Origin of the sequence: Clostridium sp. C105KSO13, assembly GCF_001517425.1 — a bacterium.
GTDB lineage: Bacteria > Bacillota > Clostridia > Lachnospirales > Lachnospiraceae > Muricomes.
The window spans coordinates 1-18,295 of sequence record NZ_FBWL01000148.1 but is presented as its reverse complement, the minus strand read 5'-3'; the positions used below and the strand labels follow the sequence as shown (position 1 = coordinate 18,295).

The following is an 18,295-nucleotide window of genomic DNA, read 5'->3' as shown; positions in this document are numbered from 1 at the left end:
CACTCATTTTCTGGTTGTATTACCCTCAACATAACAAATATCTTCTACTGTAATATTCTCGGTTATTTTTTCGCCATCAATTTTTCTCAATAACAAATCAACAATTATCTCCGAAAGCATGATAAAGGGCTGCTCAATATATGACATTGCCGGATAAGTAATTTTCGCAATATCAACACCATCATAACCTACAGCTATGACATCTTCAGGAATTCGTTTGCCGCGCTCCAGTATACATTTTATGGCATTTGCAACAACAGTATCTGTTGAGAACACTCCATCAATCTCCGGATATCTATCTAAAAGTTCGTTAATAATAGTATAATATTTTTCTCTGCTGAACTCTTCATCCTTTAATTCATAGTCTATACAACGGATGCTGTTTTCCGTCAGTTCTGAGGAAAATACAGAATGTCTTACCCAGACCGGGCTCTTTATGTCATGGTTTCCTTTAATCTGCAGGACACAACTGGCGCCGCCTTCTATAAAGGGCTTAGCTGCTAATTTTCCTCCGCGTATATGATTTGCACAAACAGTAGGAATGGAATCACCCAAGAAAACGTCCATTGCAACAATGGGAAGAGATAATTTTTCATAATCTGAAATTTCTAACATATGAGTGCCCACAATAGCGCCGTCCACCTTATTTTGACGTAACATGTTCAGATATTCCTGCTCCCTGGCGTCATTTTTTTGTGTATTACACAAAATAAGTTTATATCCATGACTAAACAGCATGATTTCGATGTAGTGTGCCATTTTTGCAAAAAAAGGATGTGAGATATCAGGTACTAAAAGACCTATAAAATATGTTCTTTGACTGTACATATTACGGGCAAGCTGGTTTGGCTGATAATCTAATTGCTCCATGGCATTATAAACTTTTTTATAGGTTTCTTGAGAAATATAGCCGCGCTTATTTAAAACGCGGGAAACGGTTGTCACTGAAACACCAGAAAGCGCGGCTACATCTTTAATAGTTGGCATAAGCAAAAACTCCTAACTACGAGCTTCCTGACCTGATATCCTGTCAAGTGGGATACACTCAGGCCTTTGCTGATGCCGGTATTTTGGAAGAAGTAGATATTGAGGAGTTAAAGTCAGACGAGAATTTTGATTTTAATGATTTTTGGGAGACTACGTTAAATTATGCAACTTATGAGGATAAATATTATGGCCTGCCAGTTGATGGGGGAAACTATGCATGGGCATACAATAAAAAAATGTTTGATCAGCTTGGGATTGAAGTTCCGGAGGACGGCTATACATGGGATGAATTCCTGACTGTTTGTCAGCAATTAATGGAGCACAAGGACGAATTAGGAATTGACTATGCAACCTTGGTTAATGACTATGGTATGAAGACCGTTCTTCCTTATATTTGGCAAAATGGCGTAGAGTATGCGAAGGATGATATGAGTGGGTGTAATTTGGATGACCCAAAAGCGATTGAAGCGGTACAGTTTTTAGTAAACTTGTATGATAAATATAAGGTAATACCTCCAATGGAGAAGCTGGATGAGGGAAGTCTTCCAATTGTAGGAATGCTTAATTCTGGCTCAATAGCAATGGGCCGGGTTGCACTTTGGGAAGCCCTGAAATTAGAGGACAATGATAAGCTGGAATGGCAGATGATGCCTGCACCATATGGCAACAATGGGGATAAAGGAGAAGTATTATATGTGAATACATTAAGTGTTGCAAGCAGCACTGAGCAAAAGGAACAGGCTCTTGATTTTATGAAATTTATTACAGGAAAGGAAGGCCTGAAAATATATCTGGAAAATACAAGCGACCCTCAGATTTCCGTAAGAAAGTCGTTGAAAGATGTCTCAATAGCCCCATTTGACAGTACTAAAAACGCAGAGGTGTTTGTAGATGAATTAGAGTACTGCAAATGGATGCCGTCGGTGTTATCAGTAAATGACCAATTAGATGCTGCTAACAGACAACTTGACAGAATCTATTATGACGGAGAACCTGTGGACAGTGTTATGAAGGATCTGGCAAAAGAAATTGATAAGCTTTTCTAAAAAATGTACAAAAGGAGGAAATATGATTAAGTCTACGTTTACACCTCAGACTAAGAGAAAGAACTTCAAGAACAATATGTATATTGGTTTATTTCTGTTGCCCAGTTTCTTATTATTGTTGGTATTTGTCCTCTGGCCAATGATTTATTCGATGGTTCTGTCAGCATATGAATGGGATCCGCTAAAGGATAAGGTATTTATAGGACTGCAGAATTATATAAAGTTAATGAAGGATGAGTATTGGTGGATTAGCTTAAAAAATACGCTAGTTTACATTGTATTAAATGTTCCGCTTATTATTGCTGTATCACTGATTATGGCAGTACTTGTGACATCTGTCCCAAAATTGTCTAAGTTATTTCGGGGGATATATTTTATGCCTACTATGCTTTCGCTTGTCGCAACAGGTATTGTATGGAATTATCTGCTAAGTACAAATAACGGTATCATTAACGGGCTTTTAAAAGAAATTGGACTACCTTCTGTCAGATGGTTTACAAGCAGTAAAGTTGCAATGCTTTCCATTGTAATTGTAACGGTATGGAGATGGGCGGGGTATTATATGGTTATGTTTGTCGCGGGGATATTGGAAATCCCCCGGCAGTTTTATGAAGCTGCTGAAATGGAAGGTGCAGGAGTATGGCAGAAATTCAGATATATTACATTCCCGCAGCTGAAATACATCATTTATTTTGTTGCAATGATGAGCATTATTGGTTCTTTCCAGGAATTTGACTTATTTTATATGATCACACTGGGAGGGCCGGGAACATCAACATATGTAACTGGATTTTATATGTGGCAGCAAGCATTTTCTTCTCGCAAGATGGGATATGCCAGTGCAATGTCTGTTGTCCTATTTATTCTAGTATTTATTTTCACTCTACTTCAAAACAGAGTAGAGCAAAAATCTGGGGAGGAGGCATAAGATGAAAAAGCGGTATTGGAAGAAGATTTTACTATATGCTGCAGCATTGGCTATGGCTGCTGTCATACTAACTCCGTTTTTGTGGGTTCTCTCTACAGCATTGAAGTCAGATTCAGAGTTATTTGTATTTCCGCCCAGGCTTTTTCCAGAAAAGATGATGTGGGAAAATTTCGGGAAAGCCTGGCATTTAATTGATTTTAAGCAGAGTTTTCTAAACTCATTTTTGGTGACAGTGCCTACGGCTCTGATGACAGTATTGTTTTGTGCTATGGCAGCATATGCATTTACACGGATGAAATTTAAGAGGAAAAATGCAGTTTTTTTATTTTATCTTTCCACAATGATGATTCCACAGGTTGTAAGGCTGATTCCTTCTTTTGCATTGGTGAAAGATATGGGGCTGCTTAATTCATATACAGGGATGATACTGCCACTTGTTGCGTGGTCTATTCCATTTGGCACTTTTTTGATTCGGCAATTTTTTATGGGGATTCCAAAAGAGTTGGATGAATCTGCCAAAATGGATGGTGCCGGACATTTTCGTATTTTTTTAAGTATAATATTGCCCAATGCAATTCCTGCTATGATGACATTGGGGACATATATTTTTATTACAAGTTGGAATAACTTAATCTGGATGCTGGTTTCTGTATCTAAGGAGCAAAAATATACTATTACACTGGCACTGGCTACTATGACGGGGCCTTCTGTAGATTTTATTCCTCCATGGAATCAGGTTATGGCAGCGACCCTAATTAGTATTGTACCTGTGCTTATTATGTACTTGCTTCTGCAAAAGTACTTTATTCAGTCGGTCTCCATGTCTGGTATTAAAGGATGATAATTTTATCGCAGTAGAAAGGGGAAGAAAGATGGCGTCTGATTTTAACATTTACAGAAATGATTTAATTAAAGAATTTGAGGCATATTATAGGGGATGCCCATACTCTTTAGATGAAGAACAAAAAGTATTGGATGAGAGGCTTCAACTGCTGGATACATCTTATCCTTTTGAAAAAAAAGCTGTTGTATATCAAGGGGCAGCAGAATTGTGCAGGGTAAAAGTTTTCCGGAACTCTCCATTCTTTTTTGAACTGATTTCAGGCAGAGAACGCAACAGCAGTCAGAACGGATATCCACCCGGACCGGGATTAGAGGGCTGGTATCTGAGAAAGCATGTAGAAGATTTAAAGCCATTTCAGCGGTGGATGAGGCCATACAAGGAGATTGATATGGTATGGGGAGATTTATTTACCGATCTCGCCCACCACACGGTAGGGTATGATAATGTGCTTAAAAAAGGAATGCGTGGGATGAAAAAAGAAGCGGAGAAAAAACTGACTTCACATTGTGATGAATTAGCCAAGTCGTTTTATCGTAGTGTTATAACGGCTTGTGATGCCCTTTGTTCAATTGCAAAAAGGTTTTCGGATGAAGCAGGAAGATTACTGGAACATGAAGAAAATAAGGCGTACAAGGAGAACTTGCAAATGGTACAAACAGCAGCTCTTCATGTCCCTTATTATCCAGCAGATAGTTTTTATGAAGCGCTGTGCAGTATCTTATTCGTGAAAGAGATGGCCATGGATCTGGAAGGGGTAGCAGTAGCAGTTTTGGGACATCTGGACAGGCTTCTGTGGCCATATTATGAGAAGGATGTGGCGTTGGGAAGGCTTACATATGAAGAAGCAAAGAATTTAATGGCACACTGGCTGGTACATGTTGATGCCCGCTGGGACTTGATGGGGGATGAGTTTGCTTCTACGAATGCAAGTATAGTCATTGGAGGATGTGAAAAAGACGGGGCTACAATTTTTAACGATGTGACTCGCATGATCTTGGAATGTTATGAAGAGTATGAGTTTGTAAATCCTAAAATACAGGCAAGAGTCAGTGAGCAACATCCTGCAGAATATTTCGAAAGATGTTCACGTATGATTGCATCTGGCAGAAATGTATTTTCTTTTTTAAATGATGATGTGATTATCCATGCCAATGTGAAAATGGGAAAAAAATTGGAAGATGCCCGTCTCTATTCAGCTGGAGGGTGTCAGGAGCCGATTCTGGATAATAAAGAAATGAATTGCAGAGCTTTTTGCTATATCAGCCTGCCGCAGATTGTCAATGCACTGTGGGATGAAACACTAAATGTAGGATGTCTTGAGAGCACCATCAGACAAAAGTATGATTCTTTTGAAGAGGTGTATGATAACTATTTCGAAAAGCTTAGTCTATTATATCAGAATTTGGTTCAGGTAATTAACCAGGGAGAAAAAAAACTGGCGGATTTTAATGCCTGCCCCCTTATTTCCTGCACCATGGATGACTGCCTGGACAGAGGACGCGATATGACCCAGGGGGGAGCAGTCTATAACCCTACCAGCCTGCCTCTTGTTGGCATTGGAACCGCAATAGATTCTTTGCTGGCAATACAAGAGGTAGTTTTTGACAAAAAAATGCTGACATTTGAAGAACTCGGAGAAATTCTGAAAAATAATTTTGAAACGGATTTCAGAATAGGGGAATACCTGAAGAATTTATGCCCAAAATATGGTGAAGATTCAGATAAAGTAAATAAACTTGCGGTTCGGTTCTTTAAAGATGCTGCAAAGAAAACATCTGGATATATGAATGAAAGAGGCGGTCAGTACGAGGCCTCGCTGTTTGTATTCTATTTGTTTGACTGGATGAGAGAACATGTGATGGCAACTCCGGATGGGAGACAGAAGACTTTGGCACTTTCGCGCGGTATGAATCCAACAGAACAAAGCGGTATGAACAATATTGCAAATATACTGCACACAGTATCGGAGATAGATCTCACAGATTTTCCAGGCGCGGGAGTTTTGTATTTGGAAATGCCTCTGGCTAAAACAACTGATTTTCCGAAACAGATTGCAGATAACATAAAAGGATTTTTAAGGGCAGGAGGCAGCGCATTGGATTTGAATATTTTAGACCGCGAGGTATTGAAAGCTGCAAAAATCCACCCGGAAAAATATTCAAATATTGTTGTAAGGGTGTGCGGGTTCAGTGCATATTTTACTTCTTTAGAGCCGCATATACAGGATGAAATTATTGGAAGGACCTTTATGAATGAACGAGTTTTTAAATATAACGGATATTCAAAGATATAGCTTACATGATGGACCGGGTATACGGACGACTGTATTTTTAAAAGGCTGCAATCTCAGGTGCCTTTGGTGTCATAATCCGGAGACTCAAAAAGAAGAAAGACAATTGATGTACCTGTCAGGGAGATGTGTCCGCTGTGGTGCATGTGCCGCAAGCTGTGAGTGGAATGCAATTACACTAGATGAGGGCATATGGGAATGGAACCGGGAGAAATGTGTGTTTTGTGGAGAATGCGTAAGAAACTGCTATTCGAAAGCACTTTCTCTTGTCGGAGAAAGGAAAACACTGGACGAGCTAATGAAAGAATTGGAAAAGGATAAGATTCTATATGCTCAGGACGGAGGCGTAACATTGTCTGGGGGTGAGCCGATGCTTCAGGCAGAAATGGCATCGAGGCTTGCAGCTCGCCTGAAAGCAAAAGGAATACAGACTGCAATAGATACAGCGGGAAACGTCCCATGGAAGATGTTTGAGAAAGTTTTACCTGTTACAGAATATTTCTTGTATGATGTAAAGGTAATGGATGATAATCGTCATAAACAGCTGACAGGGTGTTCAAATGAACAAATCCTTAAAAACTTGGAAAGCCTTTTAAAAGAGAAAGTGGGGATATGGCTTCGTATTCCTCTTATAAAGGGACTAAATGATCACATTGACGACATTATGGCAATAAGAATGTTTTTAGAGAACCAGCAGTCTTTAGAAATGTTGGAAAAGATAGAGCTGCTGCCATATCATGCCTATGGGATTCATAAGGCGAAAGGCATATTTTCACCTCAAAAGGAATATATGCCGCCAGATTCAGCCTATATGGAAAATTGTGCTGAACTTCTACGGGACCTGGGTGTTCAGGTCAGGGTTCTTTGAAAAGGCCTTCAAGTTTAGAAAATATTATACAGGTCAATTGGCTATATCTGCAGATAAACCGAAAGTGGAGGGAATAATGTGAGAGGAATTATAGTTACAAAGGATAAATCTCTGAAACTTGTAGATGACATTCCGGTACCTGAAATTGGCCCATACGAAGCACTGGTAAAAATAGAGTGCTGCATGATTTGCAATGGGACGGATATGGAGATCATTCGTGGGGAGCTGCCTGAGGCTCAAAATTTCCCGACGGTATTGGGTCATGAAAGTGCAGGGCGCGTAGTCGCAACAGGAAATAAAGTTTGTACTTATAAAACTGGTGATATGGTTTTGCGGGCAAGCCTTCCAGACAGCAAAAAATATTGTAGTTCATGGGGCGGGTTTTCAGAATATGCGGTAGTTACGGACACTGCAGCAATGGCAAAGGATGGATTAAAAAACAAATCAGGGTTAACGCAGCAGATTGTTCCAGAAGGGATTTCTTCCATACAGGCATCATTAATGATCACTTTGAAAGAGACCTGCAGTGCAATTAAACGAATTGGTATTAAAAAGGAAGATACGGTACTGATTGTAGGGGATGGACCAGTGGGGCTTTGCTTTTTATCTGACTTAAGATTGCTAGGAATCGAGAATATAATAATGTTGGGAAATCGTCCTGGAAGTCTTGAAACCGCAAAGCGGTTAGGTGCATCGGAGATTATCTGGAATCATAATGAAAATGATAAAAGACAGTTTAAAGAGAAGTATAGCAGAAAAGTATCTGTCTATATAGATACAATTGGAAGCCCTCAGACCATTAAACAGGGAACAGAGTTTGTAATGCCTGAAGGAAAAATTGCTGTGTATGGACTGCGGACTGGCAATGAACTGAGTTTGCAGATGAAGGGCATGCGTAATTTCATTCTGCAATTTGTACAATGGCCGATCGAAGAAAGTGAGATGTTAACACACGATTTGATTGGGAAAGGCATTATAGAAAAGAAAATACTTACCGAAGAACTTGTTTCTCATGTATTGCCAATTGAAGAATTTTCTGAAGGATTTGCCGCAATATCTGAAAAGCGTGCATTAAAAGTGGCATTACTATTTTAGACTATTATGAATATATGCATGAAAGAATTGTAAAGGTGGACAGATTATGTTAATACACGAAGGAAATCATATTGGTGATTCCTGGTATTTTGTAAAAGACGGGACATGTCATTGTTTTTATCTGACTTGTCCTGTTGAAAAGGAACGGCATACTGTGTGGGAAATTGCCCATGCAACAAGCGGGGATTTGATAAATTGGAGGAAACATGGAATTGTAGTGAAACAAGGACATGAGGGTGAATGGGATTGCCATTGCCTTTCAACGGGATCCATAATAGAGCGTAACGGACGGTATTGGATGGCATATACTGGTGAATGGAATGCACCCATTGTTAAAATCGGCATAGCGGTTTCGGATGATTTGTTTCATTGGGAAAAAGTATCTTATAACCCAATATTAACACCATCAGAAGCACTTTTTTCCACACAGGGGCGTGGCATTCGAAAGTTCTGCCATTGGAGAGACCCAAAACTGATGGAGTATGAGGGAAAAATTTATGCTCTCATTTGTGCTACAAGCAAGAAAGCCCCGATAGATGCATGTGGGGCAGTGGCAATTTGTCAGACAGAGGACATGCAGAATTGGGACGTTACCGGTGAAGTTTCTGTAGAATCTGTCTGCCAGGAACTGGAGTGTCCCCAAATATACTATATAAATGGTGTATATGTGCTATTGTTTTCATGTTTTAAGGAATTGTTTTCAGAGGACATAATAAGAAAATATGGTAATAAATTGCGGCAGACCAGCTATTATATGGTATCGAATTCTATATGGGGGCCATATAAATTTGTACCTGATTTTGAATTACTGCCGGCAGATTGTACGGATGTAAATCAAAATGTACAGTATGCAAATCAACTGATAAAATGGAATGGAAGATGGTACATTTTAGGAACAGTCTGGTCTGAAGATGGAGATTATATTGCAGATGGCCGGGAGGTAAGGTTTTCTAAAGGAAAACTTTTTACAGTAGACACGAATTCTTTTCTACAACATACGGAAAGTAAAATTGAGTCTTCAGAAATGCTGATTTAGCTCCATGGAAAGGGTGGTAATATGAAAAAAGTTATTGCAGCTGGGCACATTTGTCTGGACATTACACCGGTTTTTCGGGGAAACAAAAAGGCTGAGATGCTGGGGGATGTTCTGTCACCTGGAAAACTGATCCAGATGGGAAATGCAGATGTACATACGGGAGGTTCTGTGGCAAATACGGGGCTGGCCATGAAAATACTCGGTGCGGATGTTGCCTTGCTGGGGAAAATAGGGAAGGATGAATTTGGCAGTATGGTCAGCAAAATGTTAAAAGGCTATCATACGGAGGAAGGTATGCTTTCAGTGAGCAAGGAATCTACGTCATATTCTATTGTTTTGGCAGTCCCGGGCATTGATAGAATTGTTTTGCATAACCCGGGGGCAAATGATACATTCTGCGCGGAAGATGTACCCGAGTCTGCGCTGAAGGATTGTGCACTGTTTCATTTTGGATATCCGCCCTTGATGAAGAGGATGTATGAAAATGAGAGAGAAGAACTTCGAAAAATATTGAAGAAAGCAAAAATGGCAGGAGCGGCAACTTCACTGGATTTTGCTCTGGTGAACCAGGATACTAGGGCAGGACAGGCAGACTGGGAAATGATTCTTGAAAAGGTTTTGCCTTATGTAGATTTTTTTGTGCCCAGTGCAGAGGAGCTTTGCTTTATGGCAAAGAACACGAGTTTAATACAAAATGCACCCGGTAACCCTGTTTCCGTTTGTTGGGTGAACACCCTTTCCCTTTTCCGTTTGTTCCGTTTGCCGAGTGTAAACACACCTTTTTTAGTTAGTCTATGCCTCTTTGTGTCCACGTTTTAATTCAGAGCATATTTACATGTTCAGTTCTTCCTGTCCTCATTGTAAGTTATGGCCTTTACCGGGCATGCTTTTATTGCGTTCTCCAGCTTTTCCATATCCAACGCCTCATGCGGCCTTACAAGCGCCCTTTTATTTTCCATCTCGAACACACCTGGATAGTTCTTTGCGCATAGGGTGCAGCCCATACAGGCGTCCCGGTTAATATGAAGTCCTGCTTGTGTCAACACCTCTCCCGGCAAATCCTTGTCCTTTATGATCTTCGCTGTTATCCATGAAAAGATGATAATGGCAATAATGGTAAGTACCCATCGAACGGCCATGAATTTCGGTCCTAAAAACTTCGCTTCATTGATGAGCATTGGGATCTTAATGACAGCCCACGAGCTTAGGATAATGACAATATTTCGGATGGATGCCCCTTTTTTGTGAAGCATAACGCACATTGGAAACGCCGCATAAACCGGGCCGGCCGAAATACTGCCAACTACAAAAGAAAAAAGTACACCTTTTGCTTTAGCATCTTTGCCCAAATACTGCGTAATCTTCTCCTTTGAAACCCACATGTCCAAAAGGGCTGTCAGAACAAAGATGACTGGCATAATCATGAGCATTTCTTTGATATAGTACCCACTGCTTTTCACAGACTCAATGCCCATTGCCGGTTTTGCGATGAACATGATGATATAGGCCAAGACCACAATGACCAAGAACAGATTTTCCTTTATCTTCTTTATGATTGTCATATCATCACCCCCATCACAAGCGCGATCACAATAGCAAAAAGAAAGCTAAGCCCGTTTCGGATGGCTGTAAACTTTGCTCCAAACGCCTTTTTTTCAAGGGGGAATGTTACGACTCCCACCATAGTCAGCGTTGTCAGGAAAGCAACAGACGGAACAACGCTAACGCCTGCATTCACCAATGTACCTACCAATGGAAACGCAATAAAAGCGGGAACCAATGTAATTGTACCGAGTAGCGCACCTCCCACGGTCGCCAGCAGGGCAGATTGAGTACTCAAAAACGCTGCAATTTCAGTGGGCGGCAACAACGTTAAGATTAAACCGATTGCGAAAACAATGGAAAGGATGCTCACAACCATACCTTTTCCCATTCCGAGCGCCATTTTAAGCGCCTGTTTTGTTTTCACTTTGTCTTTAGCAAGAGATATTCCAAGAAAGATCAATGTGCCGATCCATATGGCCAGCGTAAAAACATCCATATATATCCTCTCCTTAAAGTTAATTTACTTTCCCGGAGCCGGGGCCTTTACGACAATCAGCTCTAAGGTGTTATCATGTAAGTTTTTGACATTCATTTTAATTCCCTTAGGAATTTTTAAGATGGTTCCCGCAGGATATTCATGGACTTCCTGTTCACCCAAGCCAATGGAGAGCAATCCTCTTATAACTGCCATGTAGACATTGGAGTTTGAGAAATGCTCAGGAAGGCCCTCGCCTTTGTTTAGGATCATGTGGTTAAGGTTTACATTTTCATCGGTGATAACCTTTTCAATCGTATGATTGTCATTTTGCGCCATTTGAAAAACCTGTTCAATCATTTACAACGCTCCCTTTTCTGTAATACATCTATTATAGCGTTTCGATAAGCACACAGATAGACACATAGGTTTCTTTTTAGTATAATGCTTAAATAAGGGGGGATGTTGCTGTGATCGAGAAAATCAAGAATATACCATTGCTTTCGGAACTGTCGCCGGATGAGGTTAAGCCATTGATTTCCGACAATCAATTATATCTTAAAAACTATTCAAAAGGCGTGACGGTTTATAATCAAAAAGATAACTGCAAGACGTTTGATATTGTTATATCAGGCGGCCTTGTTGCGTATTCCCTTTCAGAGAACGGTTCGGCAATGACAGTGTTTGAATTTTTCAAGGGGCAAATGTTGGGAGCGAATTTGTTGTTTGGTGATACCAACGTGTACCCGTTCACGATCTACTGCATGTCGGATGCACAGATTTTGCATGTTACTAAGAAAGCGGTATCGGTTTTTTTACAAAACCACGGCTTTACCATGCAATTTATCAGAATTTTATCGCTTAACTCACAAAAGCTCAACCATAGAATTACAATGGTTACTCAAAGGAAACTTAGAGAAAACCTTTTGGATTATCTCAGGCAACAAGCTATTTTGCAGGACTCGAATGTCATTATGTTACCAATTAATAAAAAGCAGCTTGCCGATTATTTTGGGGTGCAGCGTCCGTCTTTGTTTCGAGAGTTAAAGGCTCTAAAAGATGAAGGTTTAATAGACATTTCTAATCGTACAATTCGGATAAACCATATTCAAATTTCAATTTGAATTTACTACAATAACTGTACGGCCGTAAAAATGCTAACAATAGTAGTAAGGTGCTCTCTTTGTCGCCTGAAAATGTTTTCGGAAATCACATTGACAAAATTTGATTTGATGCATATAATAATAACATATCGAATATTTTTGATATGAGGTGATAACTTGGCAACCGTTTATGAGGAACACGCGAGGATATTTAAAGCGTTCTGCGATGAAAAACGCTTGCGAATACTTGAACTACTGCGCGGCGGAGAAAAATGTGCCTGCGTTTTGTTGGAGCAGCTGGAATTGGGTCAGTCGGGACTATCCTACCACATGAAGATTCTGGTTGAGTCGGGTGTTGTGGAGAGCCGTCAGGAAGGCAAATGGACGCACTACAAAATCAGTGAAAAAGGCAGTTCTTATGCTGGTACTCTGCTCAAGGCGCTGACAAGACCGAACGCGGTTACAGAAGAAAAAGACTGCTGCAAAAAATAAGCCATCTGACGATGGCTTTAAAACAGCAGAATACATCAAAATTATTTGATATTATTGTCCATTTATTGAAAGTGAGGCTTATATGCTATGCAAATATTAAAAGCAATTTGGGATTTTTTCCAGAATCAAATACTTGGAATGAAATGGCTAAACGAACTAATTGGCGGCTGTCTTTCAGCAGTAGGTCTTAACACCACGAATCGCTGGATTGGAAGCATTCAATTTTTTGTTTATGACGTTATAAAAATTGTTGTTTTATTATGCTTCCTGATCTTTATTATCAGTTACATTCAGAGCTTTTTCCCGCCTGAGCGTAGCAAGAAGATATTAGGGCGTTTTCATGGCATTGGGGCAAATTCAGCCGCCGCACTGCTCGGAACTGTGACGCCATTTTGTTCATGTTCGTCAATACCGCTCTTTATAGGTTTTACATCTGCAGGCCTACCTTTGGGAGTAACCTTTTCGTTCCTTATTTCATCGCCGATGGTAGACCTTGGCTCTCTTGTCCTTTTGATGAGTATCTTTGGCGCTAAGGTTGCTATTTTATATGTCCTATTCGGGCTTATAATAGCTGTGCTTGGCGGTACCATTATAGAGAAAATGCACATGGAAAAGCATGTGGAAAGCTTTATCTTATCAGCTGGTAGTGTTGATATCGAATCACCAGAACTGACGAGAAAAGACCGGTTGGTATATGCGAAGGAGCAAACGCTATCTACATTTAAAAAGGTTTTCCCATACATCCTGATTGGCGTAGGAATAGGTGCAATCATTCATAACTGGATTCCCGAGTCATGGGTAGTATCCCTGCTTGGAAGCAAAAACCCCTTCGGCGTTATCTTAGCGACGCTGATAGGAGTACCAATGTATGCCGATATCTTTGGCACGATTCCGATCGCTGAAGCGCTGCTCTCCAAGGGTGCCCAGTTGGGTACGGTATTGTCTTTTATGATGGGCGTTACCACTCTGTCTTTGCCATCCATGATCATGCTCCGTAAGGCAGTTAAGCCAAAGCTTTTGGCACTGTTCATTGCTATATGTACAGCTGGAATAATAATTGTTGGGTATTTATTTAACGCGTTACAAACGCTGATAGTATAGGAGGCTCGAAATTATGGCAAAGAACTGGTATCCTGTTATAGACTACCTTACTTGTATCGAATGCGGTACCTGTGTATCAAAGTGTCCCCATAATGTGTATGACAAAGCGAAAGCTCCTTCTCCGGTCGTCAGAAGACCTGAAGATTGCATCGACCATTGTCACGGGTGCGGCAACCGCTGCCCTGTTGGGGCAATAACCTATGTTGGTGATGATACCGGCTGGACGCCGCCGAACGGAAGTCAAGAATCCGAAGAAGCTTGTTGTTCCTGCGGATGCGAGTCAGCTCCTGAAAAGAAGATTGTTGTCGAGTATCTCTATCTTGATCTACAAAGCTGTGATCGCTGTATCGGAACAGACAACGTACTTGACGAAGTTATGATGACGATTACCCCTGCTTTACAGATGGCAGGATATGAGGTTGAATATAAAAAAATTAAGATGGAAACAGCAGAACTTGCAGAGCAGTATCGATTTCTTTCCTCGCCTACGATTCGTGTGAACGGTCAGGATATTTGCCAATCAGTCGCGGAGAACAGCTGCGGCTGCTGCAGCGAAATAAGCGGAACCGATGTTGACTGCCGGGTGTTTGAGTATAATGGAGAAGCCTATGAGGTAGCACCTGAAGAAATGCTTGCAGAATCCATTCTTCAGGCCGTATTTGGGCAGTCTGAAACCGGCTGTTCCTGCGGCGGCTATGAACTGCCTGAGAATTTGAAGATCTTTTATGAAGGAAAGAAAAGCAAATCTGCATGCTCCTGCGGAGGTAACTGCTGCTAATGGAAAAAAAGAAGTTAATAAGAATTATAGTACCGATTTTCATTGTGATTGTAATCGCAGGAATCTGGATATTCAAAACCATTAACTCTGGTACGACTGAGTCAATAACGCCAAGCAATAATAAAGATTTTGTTTTAGAGACCGAAGCTGTAGATCTGGATAAGCTGACTGCGTACGGGCTTCCCATAATTATTGACTTCGGCTCTGATTCCTGCATCCCCTGCAAAGAGATGGCTCCCGTTTTGAAAACTATGAATGCTGAAATGCAGGGCAAGGCAATAATAAAATTTGTTGATGTATGGAAGCATACCGAGGCTGCAGACGGTTTTCCAATTCAAGTCATTCCGACACAGGTTTTTATCAACGCCGATGGAACTCCCTATGTGCCCAGTGAAGAAATAGACGTTGAGTTCACTATGTACAGTTCTAAAGATACCGGTGAACACGCCTTTACGGTACATCAAGGCGGTTTAACCGAGGACCAGATGCGAGCGATTCTTGCCGATATGGGGGTGACCGAGTGACAGAAATACTGGAGAGCCTATCTGAGCTTATAACAAAGAGTGGCTTGCTCGCGCCGTTGCTTGCGCTTTTTGCTGGTATACTTACCTCTTTCACGCCCTGTTCGCTTTCCAGCATTCCTTTGGTCATCGGTTATGTTGGCGGTGTGGGTCAACGTGATACGAAACGTGCGCTTTGGCTATCCGTGACTTTTGCTGCAGGGGCTGCGGTTACATTCACAGTATTGGGCGTCGTTGCTTCACTTGCCGGGAGGTTGATGGGTACCTCGGCTTCGTGGTGGTACATCATTCTGGGAGTTCTCATGATCCTGATGGCATTACAGACCTGGGGCGTTTTTGAAATCATTCCATCAAGCTATCTTATTTCAAAGAACACAAAAAAGGGGTTTGTTGGTGCGTTCATCGCGGGTATACTTGGCGGCATATTCTCGTCGCCCTGCTCCACGCCTGTACTTATTGCGTTGCTCGCCATCGTTGCGGGAAAAGGCAGTATTCTTTGGGGTATATTATTATTGCTGTTGTATTCAATAGGGCATGGCATACTCGCCATTGTTGCAGGTACATCTGTAGGATTTGTGCAGAAGTTGTCTTCCAGCAAAAAATATGGCAGAGCAAGTACTGTGTTAAAAGCAGTGATGGGTTCACTGATTTTGATCATTGGTTTTTATATGTTTTATATTGGATTCTAATAATCATAAAAAGGAGATATTTATTATGGCACTGTTTGGAAAGAAAAACAAAAATGAAAAAACAACCTCTTGCTGCTGTGGCGGCAATTGTGATGCGGAAAGCATGGCGAAAGCGGAAAGCGCAAAAACAGAGGGCGCAAGTGTAAAGGTTTTGGGCAGCGGCTGTGCAAAATGCAATCAGCTTGAAGCTGCGACAAAAGCCGCATTGGAGCAGCTCGGAATGGATACGACGATTGATCATGTGACGGATTTTTCGCAGATTGCAGCTTATGGTGTAATGACCACTCCCGCCCTCATCATCGACGGGAAAGTAGTTTCCTACGGTAAGGTTCTGAAAACAGAAGAAGTTGTTAAGATATTGCAGAAGGTTAGATAAATAGAAAAATAAAAACCATTGTAGCAAATGGTTTTTATTTGGCATACAATATGAGTAAATGCGCATATAAGAATATTTGGGAGGGAGACTAAAATGACCGATATTTTTAAAGCTCTTTCGGATGAAACAAGGCTTAGGATATTATCACTGATATTGAACGGCGAGATGTGTGTCTGCGAAATTGAGAATTGCCTTGGTCTGACGCAGTCGAACGCCTCCAGGCACTTAACCGCGTTGAAAAACGCTGGAATACTTTCAAGCAGCAAACAAGCACAATGGGCGTACTACCGACTGAATGAAGAATTCTGTAATGAAAATCAGGAACTTATAAATTACCTTACTTATAAACTCAAGTCACTTTCAACGTATCAGTCTGATAGCCAGAAAAGAGTAAAATGCAACCAATTAGATTTATGCAATAAAAATAAGGAGTGATTTTTATGAATAAAGAAAAATCAGCAGGAATCGGTTTCTTTGAAAAATACTTAACGATTTGGGTACTTCTTTGCATGGCAGCAGGTATCCTGATTGGGAAGTTTTTACCCGGCATTCCAACAGCTTTGGAAAAGCTTCAATATGCGGGACAGAACCTACCTATTGCTGTCCTGATTTGGATCATGATTTTCCCCATGATGATGAAGATTGATTTTCAGTCCATCAAGAATGTTGGGAAGCACCCTTCCGGTATCCTCATATCCAGCGGAAGCAGTTGGCTCATCAAGCCTTTCCTCATGTTCGGCCTGGCGACATTGTTTTTCAAAGTCATTTTCCAAGCTTTTATTCCTGCGAACATGGCACAGGACTTCGTAACAGGGGCTGTATTATTAGGCGTAGCACCCTGCACCGCAATGGTGTTTGTATGGAGCCTTCTGACTAAGGGTGATCCTGCACATACGCTTGTGCAGGTTTCGGTCAATGACATTTTGATTCTTATTCTGTTTGTACCGTTGGTGCAGTTCCTGCTTGGTGTGAACGATGTTCATATTCCTTGGGATACGCTTGCGTTTTCAGTTATCCTATTTGTTGTTGTACCGCTGGCAGGTGGCGCGATCACACGCTTTCTGATGATTAAGAAAAAGGGATTAGAGTATTTTAACGAAACGTTCGTTCCCAAGTTTAATGGCATCACAACCTTTGGTCTTCTGCTTACTTTAATCATCATCTTTTCTTTCCAAGGCGACATTATTTTAGAGCAGCCTCTATATGTTTTGCTGATTGCGGTTCCATTGATTCTGCAGAATGTGATTTCAGCTAATTTTACTTATCTGATATGCAGATGGACAAAGCAGCCTCATAATATAGCGGCTCCCGCAGCATTGATAGCTGCTTCAGACTTCTTTGAACTATCTGTAGCAGTAGCGATTGCCCTGTTCGGTCCCGATTCACCTGTCGTGCTTGCCTGCACGGTTGGCGTATTGACGGAGGTACCCGTTATGCTTATGCTTGTCAAATTCATTAATAAAACCAAACATTGGTTCCCTACGTCTGAAGCTGAAAAATAGAGTTGATTGGAGCTGTTTTATGCCAATTCGGATAATAGCTTTGTGGTAATCCAATGGAGCGCAGATGAAATCAAGTTAAAAATTTAAATAGATTTATTAAAGTAGAGGAAGATAAATATGAGTGACATGAAACCAAAGGTAGCCTTTATCTGCGTCCACAACTCATGCCGAAGCCAAATTGCCGAAGCGCTTGGAAAGCACTTTGCATCAGATGTGTTTGAGAGCTTTTCTGCTGGAACAGAGCTAAAAGACCACATTAATCCAGACGCGGTTCGCCTTATGAAACAGCTATACGGAATTGATATGGAGGCAACTCAGAGATCTAAATTGCTTGAGGAACTTCCTGCGATAGATGTGGTCGTAACTATGGGCTGCAATGTTGAATGCCCATATTTGCCTTGCAAACGTCGTGAGGATTGGGGTTTAGATGATCTGGTGTTAGTATATAACTATGGACACGGAAAGTTGAACATTCTATAATATAATAAAGGGGTGTTCAATCATGGCAAAAAATCAAAAATCCTATACCCCTGAATTCAAGCAGCAGATTGTAGATCTGCGTAATAAAGCTGGTAAAGGTATCACAGAATTATCTAACGAATATGGCGTTCCAAAAGGC

Annotated in this window: 21 protein-coding genes and 1 pseudogene; 18 read left to right on the top strand and 4 right to left on the bottom strand. The window is 41.0% G+C overall.

Features of this window, described 5'->3' with window-relative positions; all coding sequences use genetic code 11:
* Nucleotides 1-3 precede the first annotated feature (3 nt).
* On the bottom strand, nucleotides 4-987 hold the full coding sequence (locus tag BN3456_RS02950) for a LacI family DNA-binding transcriptional regulator (protein WP_089982674.1): 984 nt from the start codon (nucleotides 985-987) through the stop codon (nucleotides 4-6).
* A gap of 23 nt (nucleotides 988-1,010) precedes the next feature.
* On the opposite strand from BN3456_RS02950, the pseudogene BN3456_RS02945 reads away from it, so the two are divergent.
* The 8 genes and pseudogenes from BN3456_RS02945 to BN3456_RS02910 all read left to right on the top strand — a co-directional run.
* A pseudogene (locus tag BN3456_RS02945) lies at nucleotides 1,011-2,033 on the top strand (extracellular solute-binding protein); the annotation flags it as partial.
* Between the two features lie 22 nt (nucleotides 2,034-2,055).
* The gene (locus BN3456_RS02940) at nucleotides 2,056-2,961 is read left to right on the top strand and encodes a carbohydrate ABC transporter permease (RefSeq protein WP_089982672.1); all 906 of its coding nucleotides are present in this window, start codon (nucleotides 2,056-2,058) and stop codon (nucleotides 2,959-2,961) included.
* Between the two features lies 1 nt (nucleotide 2,962).
* Nucleotides 2,963-3,802, top strand: a complete 840-nt coding sequence (locus BN3456_RS02935; protein WP_089982671.1) for a carbohydrate ABC transporter permease — start codon at nucleotides 2,963-2,965, stop codon at nucleotides 3,800-3,802.
* Between the two features lie 31 nt (nucleotides 3,803-3,833).
* Complete coding sequence (locus BN3456_RS02930; protein WP_089982670.1) at nucleotides 3,834-6,098, top strand: pyruvate formate lyase family protein; 2,265 nt, start codon at nucleotides 3,834-3,836, stop codon at nucleotides 6,096-6,098.
* Nucleotides 6,058-6,963: a glycyl-radical enzyme activating protein gene (locus BN3456_RS02925; RefSeq protein WP_089982669.1), complete on the top strand. Its 906-nt coding sequence runs from the start codon at nucleotides 6,058-6,060 to the stop codon at nucleotides 6,961-6,963. Before BN3456_RS02930 ends, BN3456_RS02925 begins: the two co-directional genes overlap by 41 nt.
* Before the next feature lie 78 nt (nucleotides 6,964-7,041).
* On the top strand, nucleotides 7,042-8,058 hold the full coding sequence (locus BN3456_RS02920) for a zinc-dependent alcohol dehydrogenase (protein WP_089982668.1): 1,017 nt from the start codon (nucleotides 7,042-7,044) through the stop codon (nucleotides 8,056-8,058).
* A gap of 46 nt (nucleotides 8,059-8,104) precedes the next feature.
* Nucleotides 8,105-9,094, top strand: a complete 990-nt coding sequence (locus tag BN3456_RS02915) for a family 43 glycosylhydrolase (RefSeq protein ID WP_089982667.1) — start codon at nucleotides 8,105-8,107, stop codon at nucleotides 9,092-9,094.
* Nucleotides 9,095-9,115: 21 nt separating this feature from the next.
* Nucleotides 9,116-9,913: a carbohydrate kinase family protein gene (locus BN3456_RS02910; RefSeq protein ID WP_089982666.1), complete on the top strand. Its 798-nt coding sequence runs from the start codon at nucleotides 9,116-9,118 to the stop codon at nucleotides 9,911-9,913.
* 20 nt (nucleotides 9,914-9,933) lie between these two features.
* Here BN3456_RS02910 and BN3456_RS02905 read toward each other — a convergent pair whose 3' ends face one another.
* The 3 genes from BN3456_RS02905 to BN3456_RS02895 are packed head-to-tail and all read right to left on the bottom strand — an operon-like array spanning nucleotide 9,934 to nucleotide 11,474.
* Nucleotides 9,934-10,656: a permease gene (locus BN3456_RS02905; protein ID WP_089982665.1), complete on the bottom strand. Its 723-nt coding sequence runs from the start codon at nucleotides 10,654-10,656 to the stop codon at nucleotides 9,934-9,936.
* Entirely contained in the window at nucleotides 10,653-11,135 is a 483-nt protein-coding gene (locus BN3456_RS02900; protein WP_089982664.1) for a permease, read from the bottom strand. Before BN3456_RS02900 ends, BN3456_RS02905 begins: the two co-directional genes overlap by 4 nt.
* Nucleotides 11,136-11,159: 24 nt before the next feature.
* A complete protein-coding gene (locus tag BN3456_RS02895; protein WP_089982663.1) occupies nucleotides 11,160-11,474 on the bottom strand; it encodes a cupin domain-containing protein in 315 nt (104 codons plus the stop codon).
* A gap of 110 nt (nucleotides 11,475-11,584) precedes the next feature.
* Between BN3456_RS02895 and BN3456_RS02890 the strand changes: the two genes are divergently transcribed.
* From BN3456_RS02890 to BN3456_RS02845, 10 genes are all read left to right on the top strand, one after another.
* Nucleotides 11,585-12,238, top strand: a complete 654-nt coding sequence (locus BN3456_RS02890; RefSeq protein WP_089982662.1) for a Crp/Fnr family transcriptional regulator — start codon at nucleotides 11,585-11,587, stop codon at nucleotides 12,236-12,238.
* A 156-nt stretch (nucleotides 12,239-12,394) separates the two neighbouring features.
* Nucleotides 12,395-12,709, top strand: coding sequence for an ArsR/SmtB family transcription factor (locus BN3456_RS02885; RefSeq protein ID WP_089982661.1), 315 nt, complete (start codon nucleotides 12,395-12,397; stop codon nucleotides 12,707-12,709).
* 87 nt (nucleotides 12,710-12,796) lie between these two features.
* Entirely contained in the window at nucleotides 12,797-13,810 is a 1,014-nt protein-coding gene (locus BN3456_RS02880) for a permease (protein WP_089982660.1), read from the top strand.
* 13 nt (nucleotides 13,811-13,823) lie between these two features.
* Nucleotides 13,824-14,588 carry a DUF2703 domain-containing protein gene (locus tag BN3456_RS02875; protein ID WP_089982659.1) on the top strand — a complete coding sequence of 255 codons (765 nt, stop codon included), beginning with the start codon at nucleotides 13,824-13,826 and terminating at the stop codon, nucleotides 14,586-14,588.
* Entirely contained in the window at nucleotides 14,588-15,112 is a 525-nt protein-coding gene (locus BN3456_RS02870; RefSeq protein WP_089982658.1) for a thioredoxin family protein, read from the top strand. Before BN3456_RS02875 ends, BN3456_RS02870 begins: the two co-directional genes overlap by 1 nt.
* Nucleotides 15,109-15,798: a cytochrome c biogenesis protein CcdA gene (locus BN3456_RS02865; RefSeq protein WP_089982657.1), complete on the top strand. Its 690-nt coding sequence runs from the start codon at nucleotides 15,109-15,111 to the stop codon at nucleotides 15,796-15,798. Before BN3456_RS02870 ends, BN3456_RS02865 begins: the two co-directional genes overlap by 4 nt.
* 25 nt (nucleotides 15,799-15,823) lie before the next feature.
* Complete coding sequence (locus BN3456_RS02860; RefSeq protein ID WP_089982656.1) at nucleotides 15,824-16,174, top strand: thioredoxin family protein; 351 nt, start codon at nucleotides 15,824-15,826, stop codon at nucleotides 16,172-16,174.
* A gap of 93 nt (nucleotides 16,175-16,267) precedes the next feature.
* Complete coding sequence (locus tag BN3456_RS02855; protein ID WP_089982655.1) at nucleotides 16,268-16,609, top strand: ArsR/SmtB family transcription factor; 342 nt, start codon at nucleotides 16,268-16,270, stop codon at nucleotides 16,607-16,609.
* 5 nt (nucleotides 16,610-16,614) lie between these two features.
* Nucleotides 16,615-17,676, top strand: coding sequence for an ACR3 family arsenite efflux transporter (gene arsB, locus BN3456_RS02850; RefSeq protein WP_089982654.1), 1,062 nt, complete (start codon nucleotides 16,615-16,617; stop codon nucleotides 17,674-17,676).
* A gap of 117 nt (nucleotides 17,677-17,793) precedes the next feature.
* Nucleotides 17,794-18,156: an arsenate reductase ArsC gene (locus BN3456_RS02845; RefSeq protein ID WP_089982653.1), complete on the top strand. Its 363-nt coding sequence runs from the start codon at nucleotides 17,794-17,796 to the stop codon at nucleotides 18,154-18,156.
* Nucleotides 18,157-18,295 lie beyond the last annotated feature (139 nt).

What these genes read in the sequence shown, in the direction of transcription:
- BN3456_RS02900 (WP_089982664.1), bottom strand. Translation starts at nt 11,135, where the DNA reads ATGGATGTTTTTACGCTGGCCATATGGATCGGCACATTGATCTTTCTT.
- BN3456_RS02950 (WP_089982674.1), bottom strand. Translation starts at nt 987, where the DNA reads ATGCCAACTATTAAAGATGTAGCCGCGCTTTCTGGTGTTTCAGTGACA.
- BN3456_RS02870 (WP_089982658.1), top strand. Translation starts at nt 14,588, where the DNA reads ATGGAAAAAAAGAAGTTAATAAGAATTATAGTACCGATTTTCATTGTG.
- BN3456_RS02860 (WP_089982656.1), top strand. Translation starts at nt 15,824, where the DNA reads ATGGCACTGTTTGGAAAGAAAAACAAAAATGAAAAAACAACCTCTTGC.
- BN3456_RS02895 (WP_089982663.1), bottom strand. Translation starts at nt 11,474, where the DNA reads ATGATTGAACAGGTTTTTCAAATGGCGCAAAATGACAATCATACGATT.
- BN3456_RS02880 (WP_089982660.1), top strand. Translation starts at nt 12,797, where the DNA reads ATGCAAATATTAAAAGCAATTTGGGATTTTTTCCAGAATCAAATACTT.
- BN3456_RS02930 (WP_089982670.1), top strand. Translation starts at nt 3,834, where the DNA reads ATGGCGTCTGATTTTAACATTTACAGAAATGATTTAATTAAAGAATTT.
- BN3456_RS02925 (WP_089982669.1), top strand. Translation starts at nt 6,058, where the DNA reads ATGAACGAGTTTTTAAATATAACGGATATTCAAAGATATAGCTTACAT.
- BN3456_RS02935 (WP_089982671.1), top strand. Translation starts at nt 2,963, where the DNA reads ATGAAAAAGCGGTATTGGAAGAAGATTTTACTATATGCTGCAGCATTG.
- BN3456_RS02875 (WP_089982659.1), top strand. Translation starts at nt 13,824, where the DNA reads ATGGCAAAGAACTGGTATCCTGTTATAGACTACCTTACTTGTATCGAA.
- BN3456_RS02915 (WP_089982667.1), top strand. Translation starts at nt 8,105, where the DNA reads ATGTTAATACACGAAGGAAATCATATTGGTGATTCCTGGTATTTTGTA.
- BN3456_RS02905 (WP_089982665.1), bottom strand. Translation starts at nt 10,656, where the DNA reads ATGACAATCATAAAGAAGATAAAGGAAAATCTGTTCTTGGTCATTGTG.
- BN3456_RS02855 (WP_089982655.1), top strand. Translation starts at nt 16,268, where the DNA reads ATGACCGATATTTTTAAAGCTCTTTCGGATGAAACAAGGCTTAGGATA.
- BN3456_RS02910 (WP_089982666.1), top strand. Translation starts at nt 9,116, where the DNA reads ATGAAAAAAGTTATTGCAGCTGGGCACATTTGTCTGGACATTACACCG.
- BN3456_RS02845 (WP_089982653.1), top strand. Translation starts at nt 17,794, where the DNA reads ATGAGTGACATGAAACCAAAGGTAGCCTTTATCTGCGTCCACAACTCA.
- BN3456_RS02940 (WP_089982672.1), top strand. Translation starts at nt 2,056, where the DNA reads ATGATTAAGTCTACGTTTACACCTCAGACTAAGAGAAAGAACTTCAAG.
- arsB (WP_089982654.1), top strand. Translation starts at nt 16,615, where the DNA reads ATGAATAAAGAAAAATCAGCAGGAATCGGTTTCTTTGAAAAATACTTA.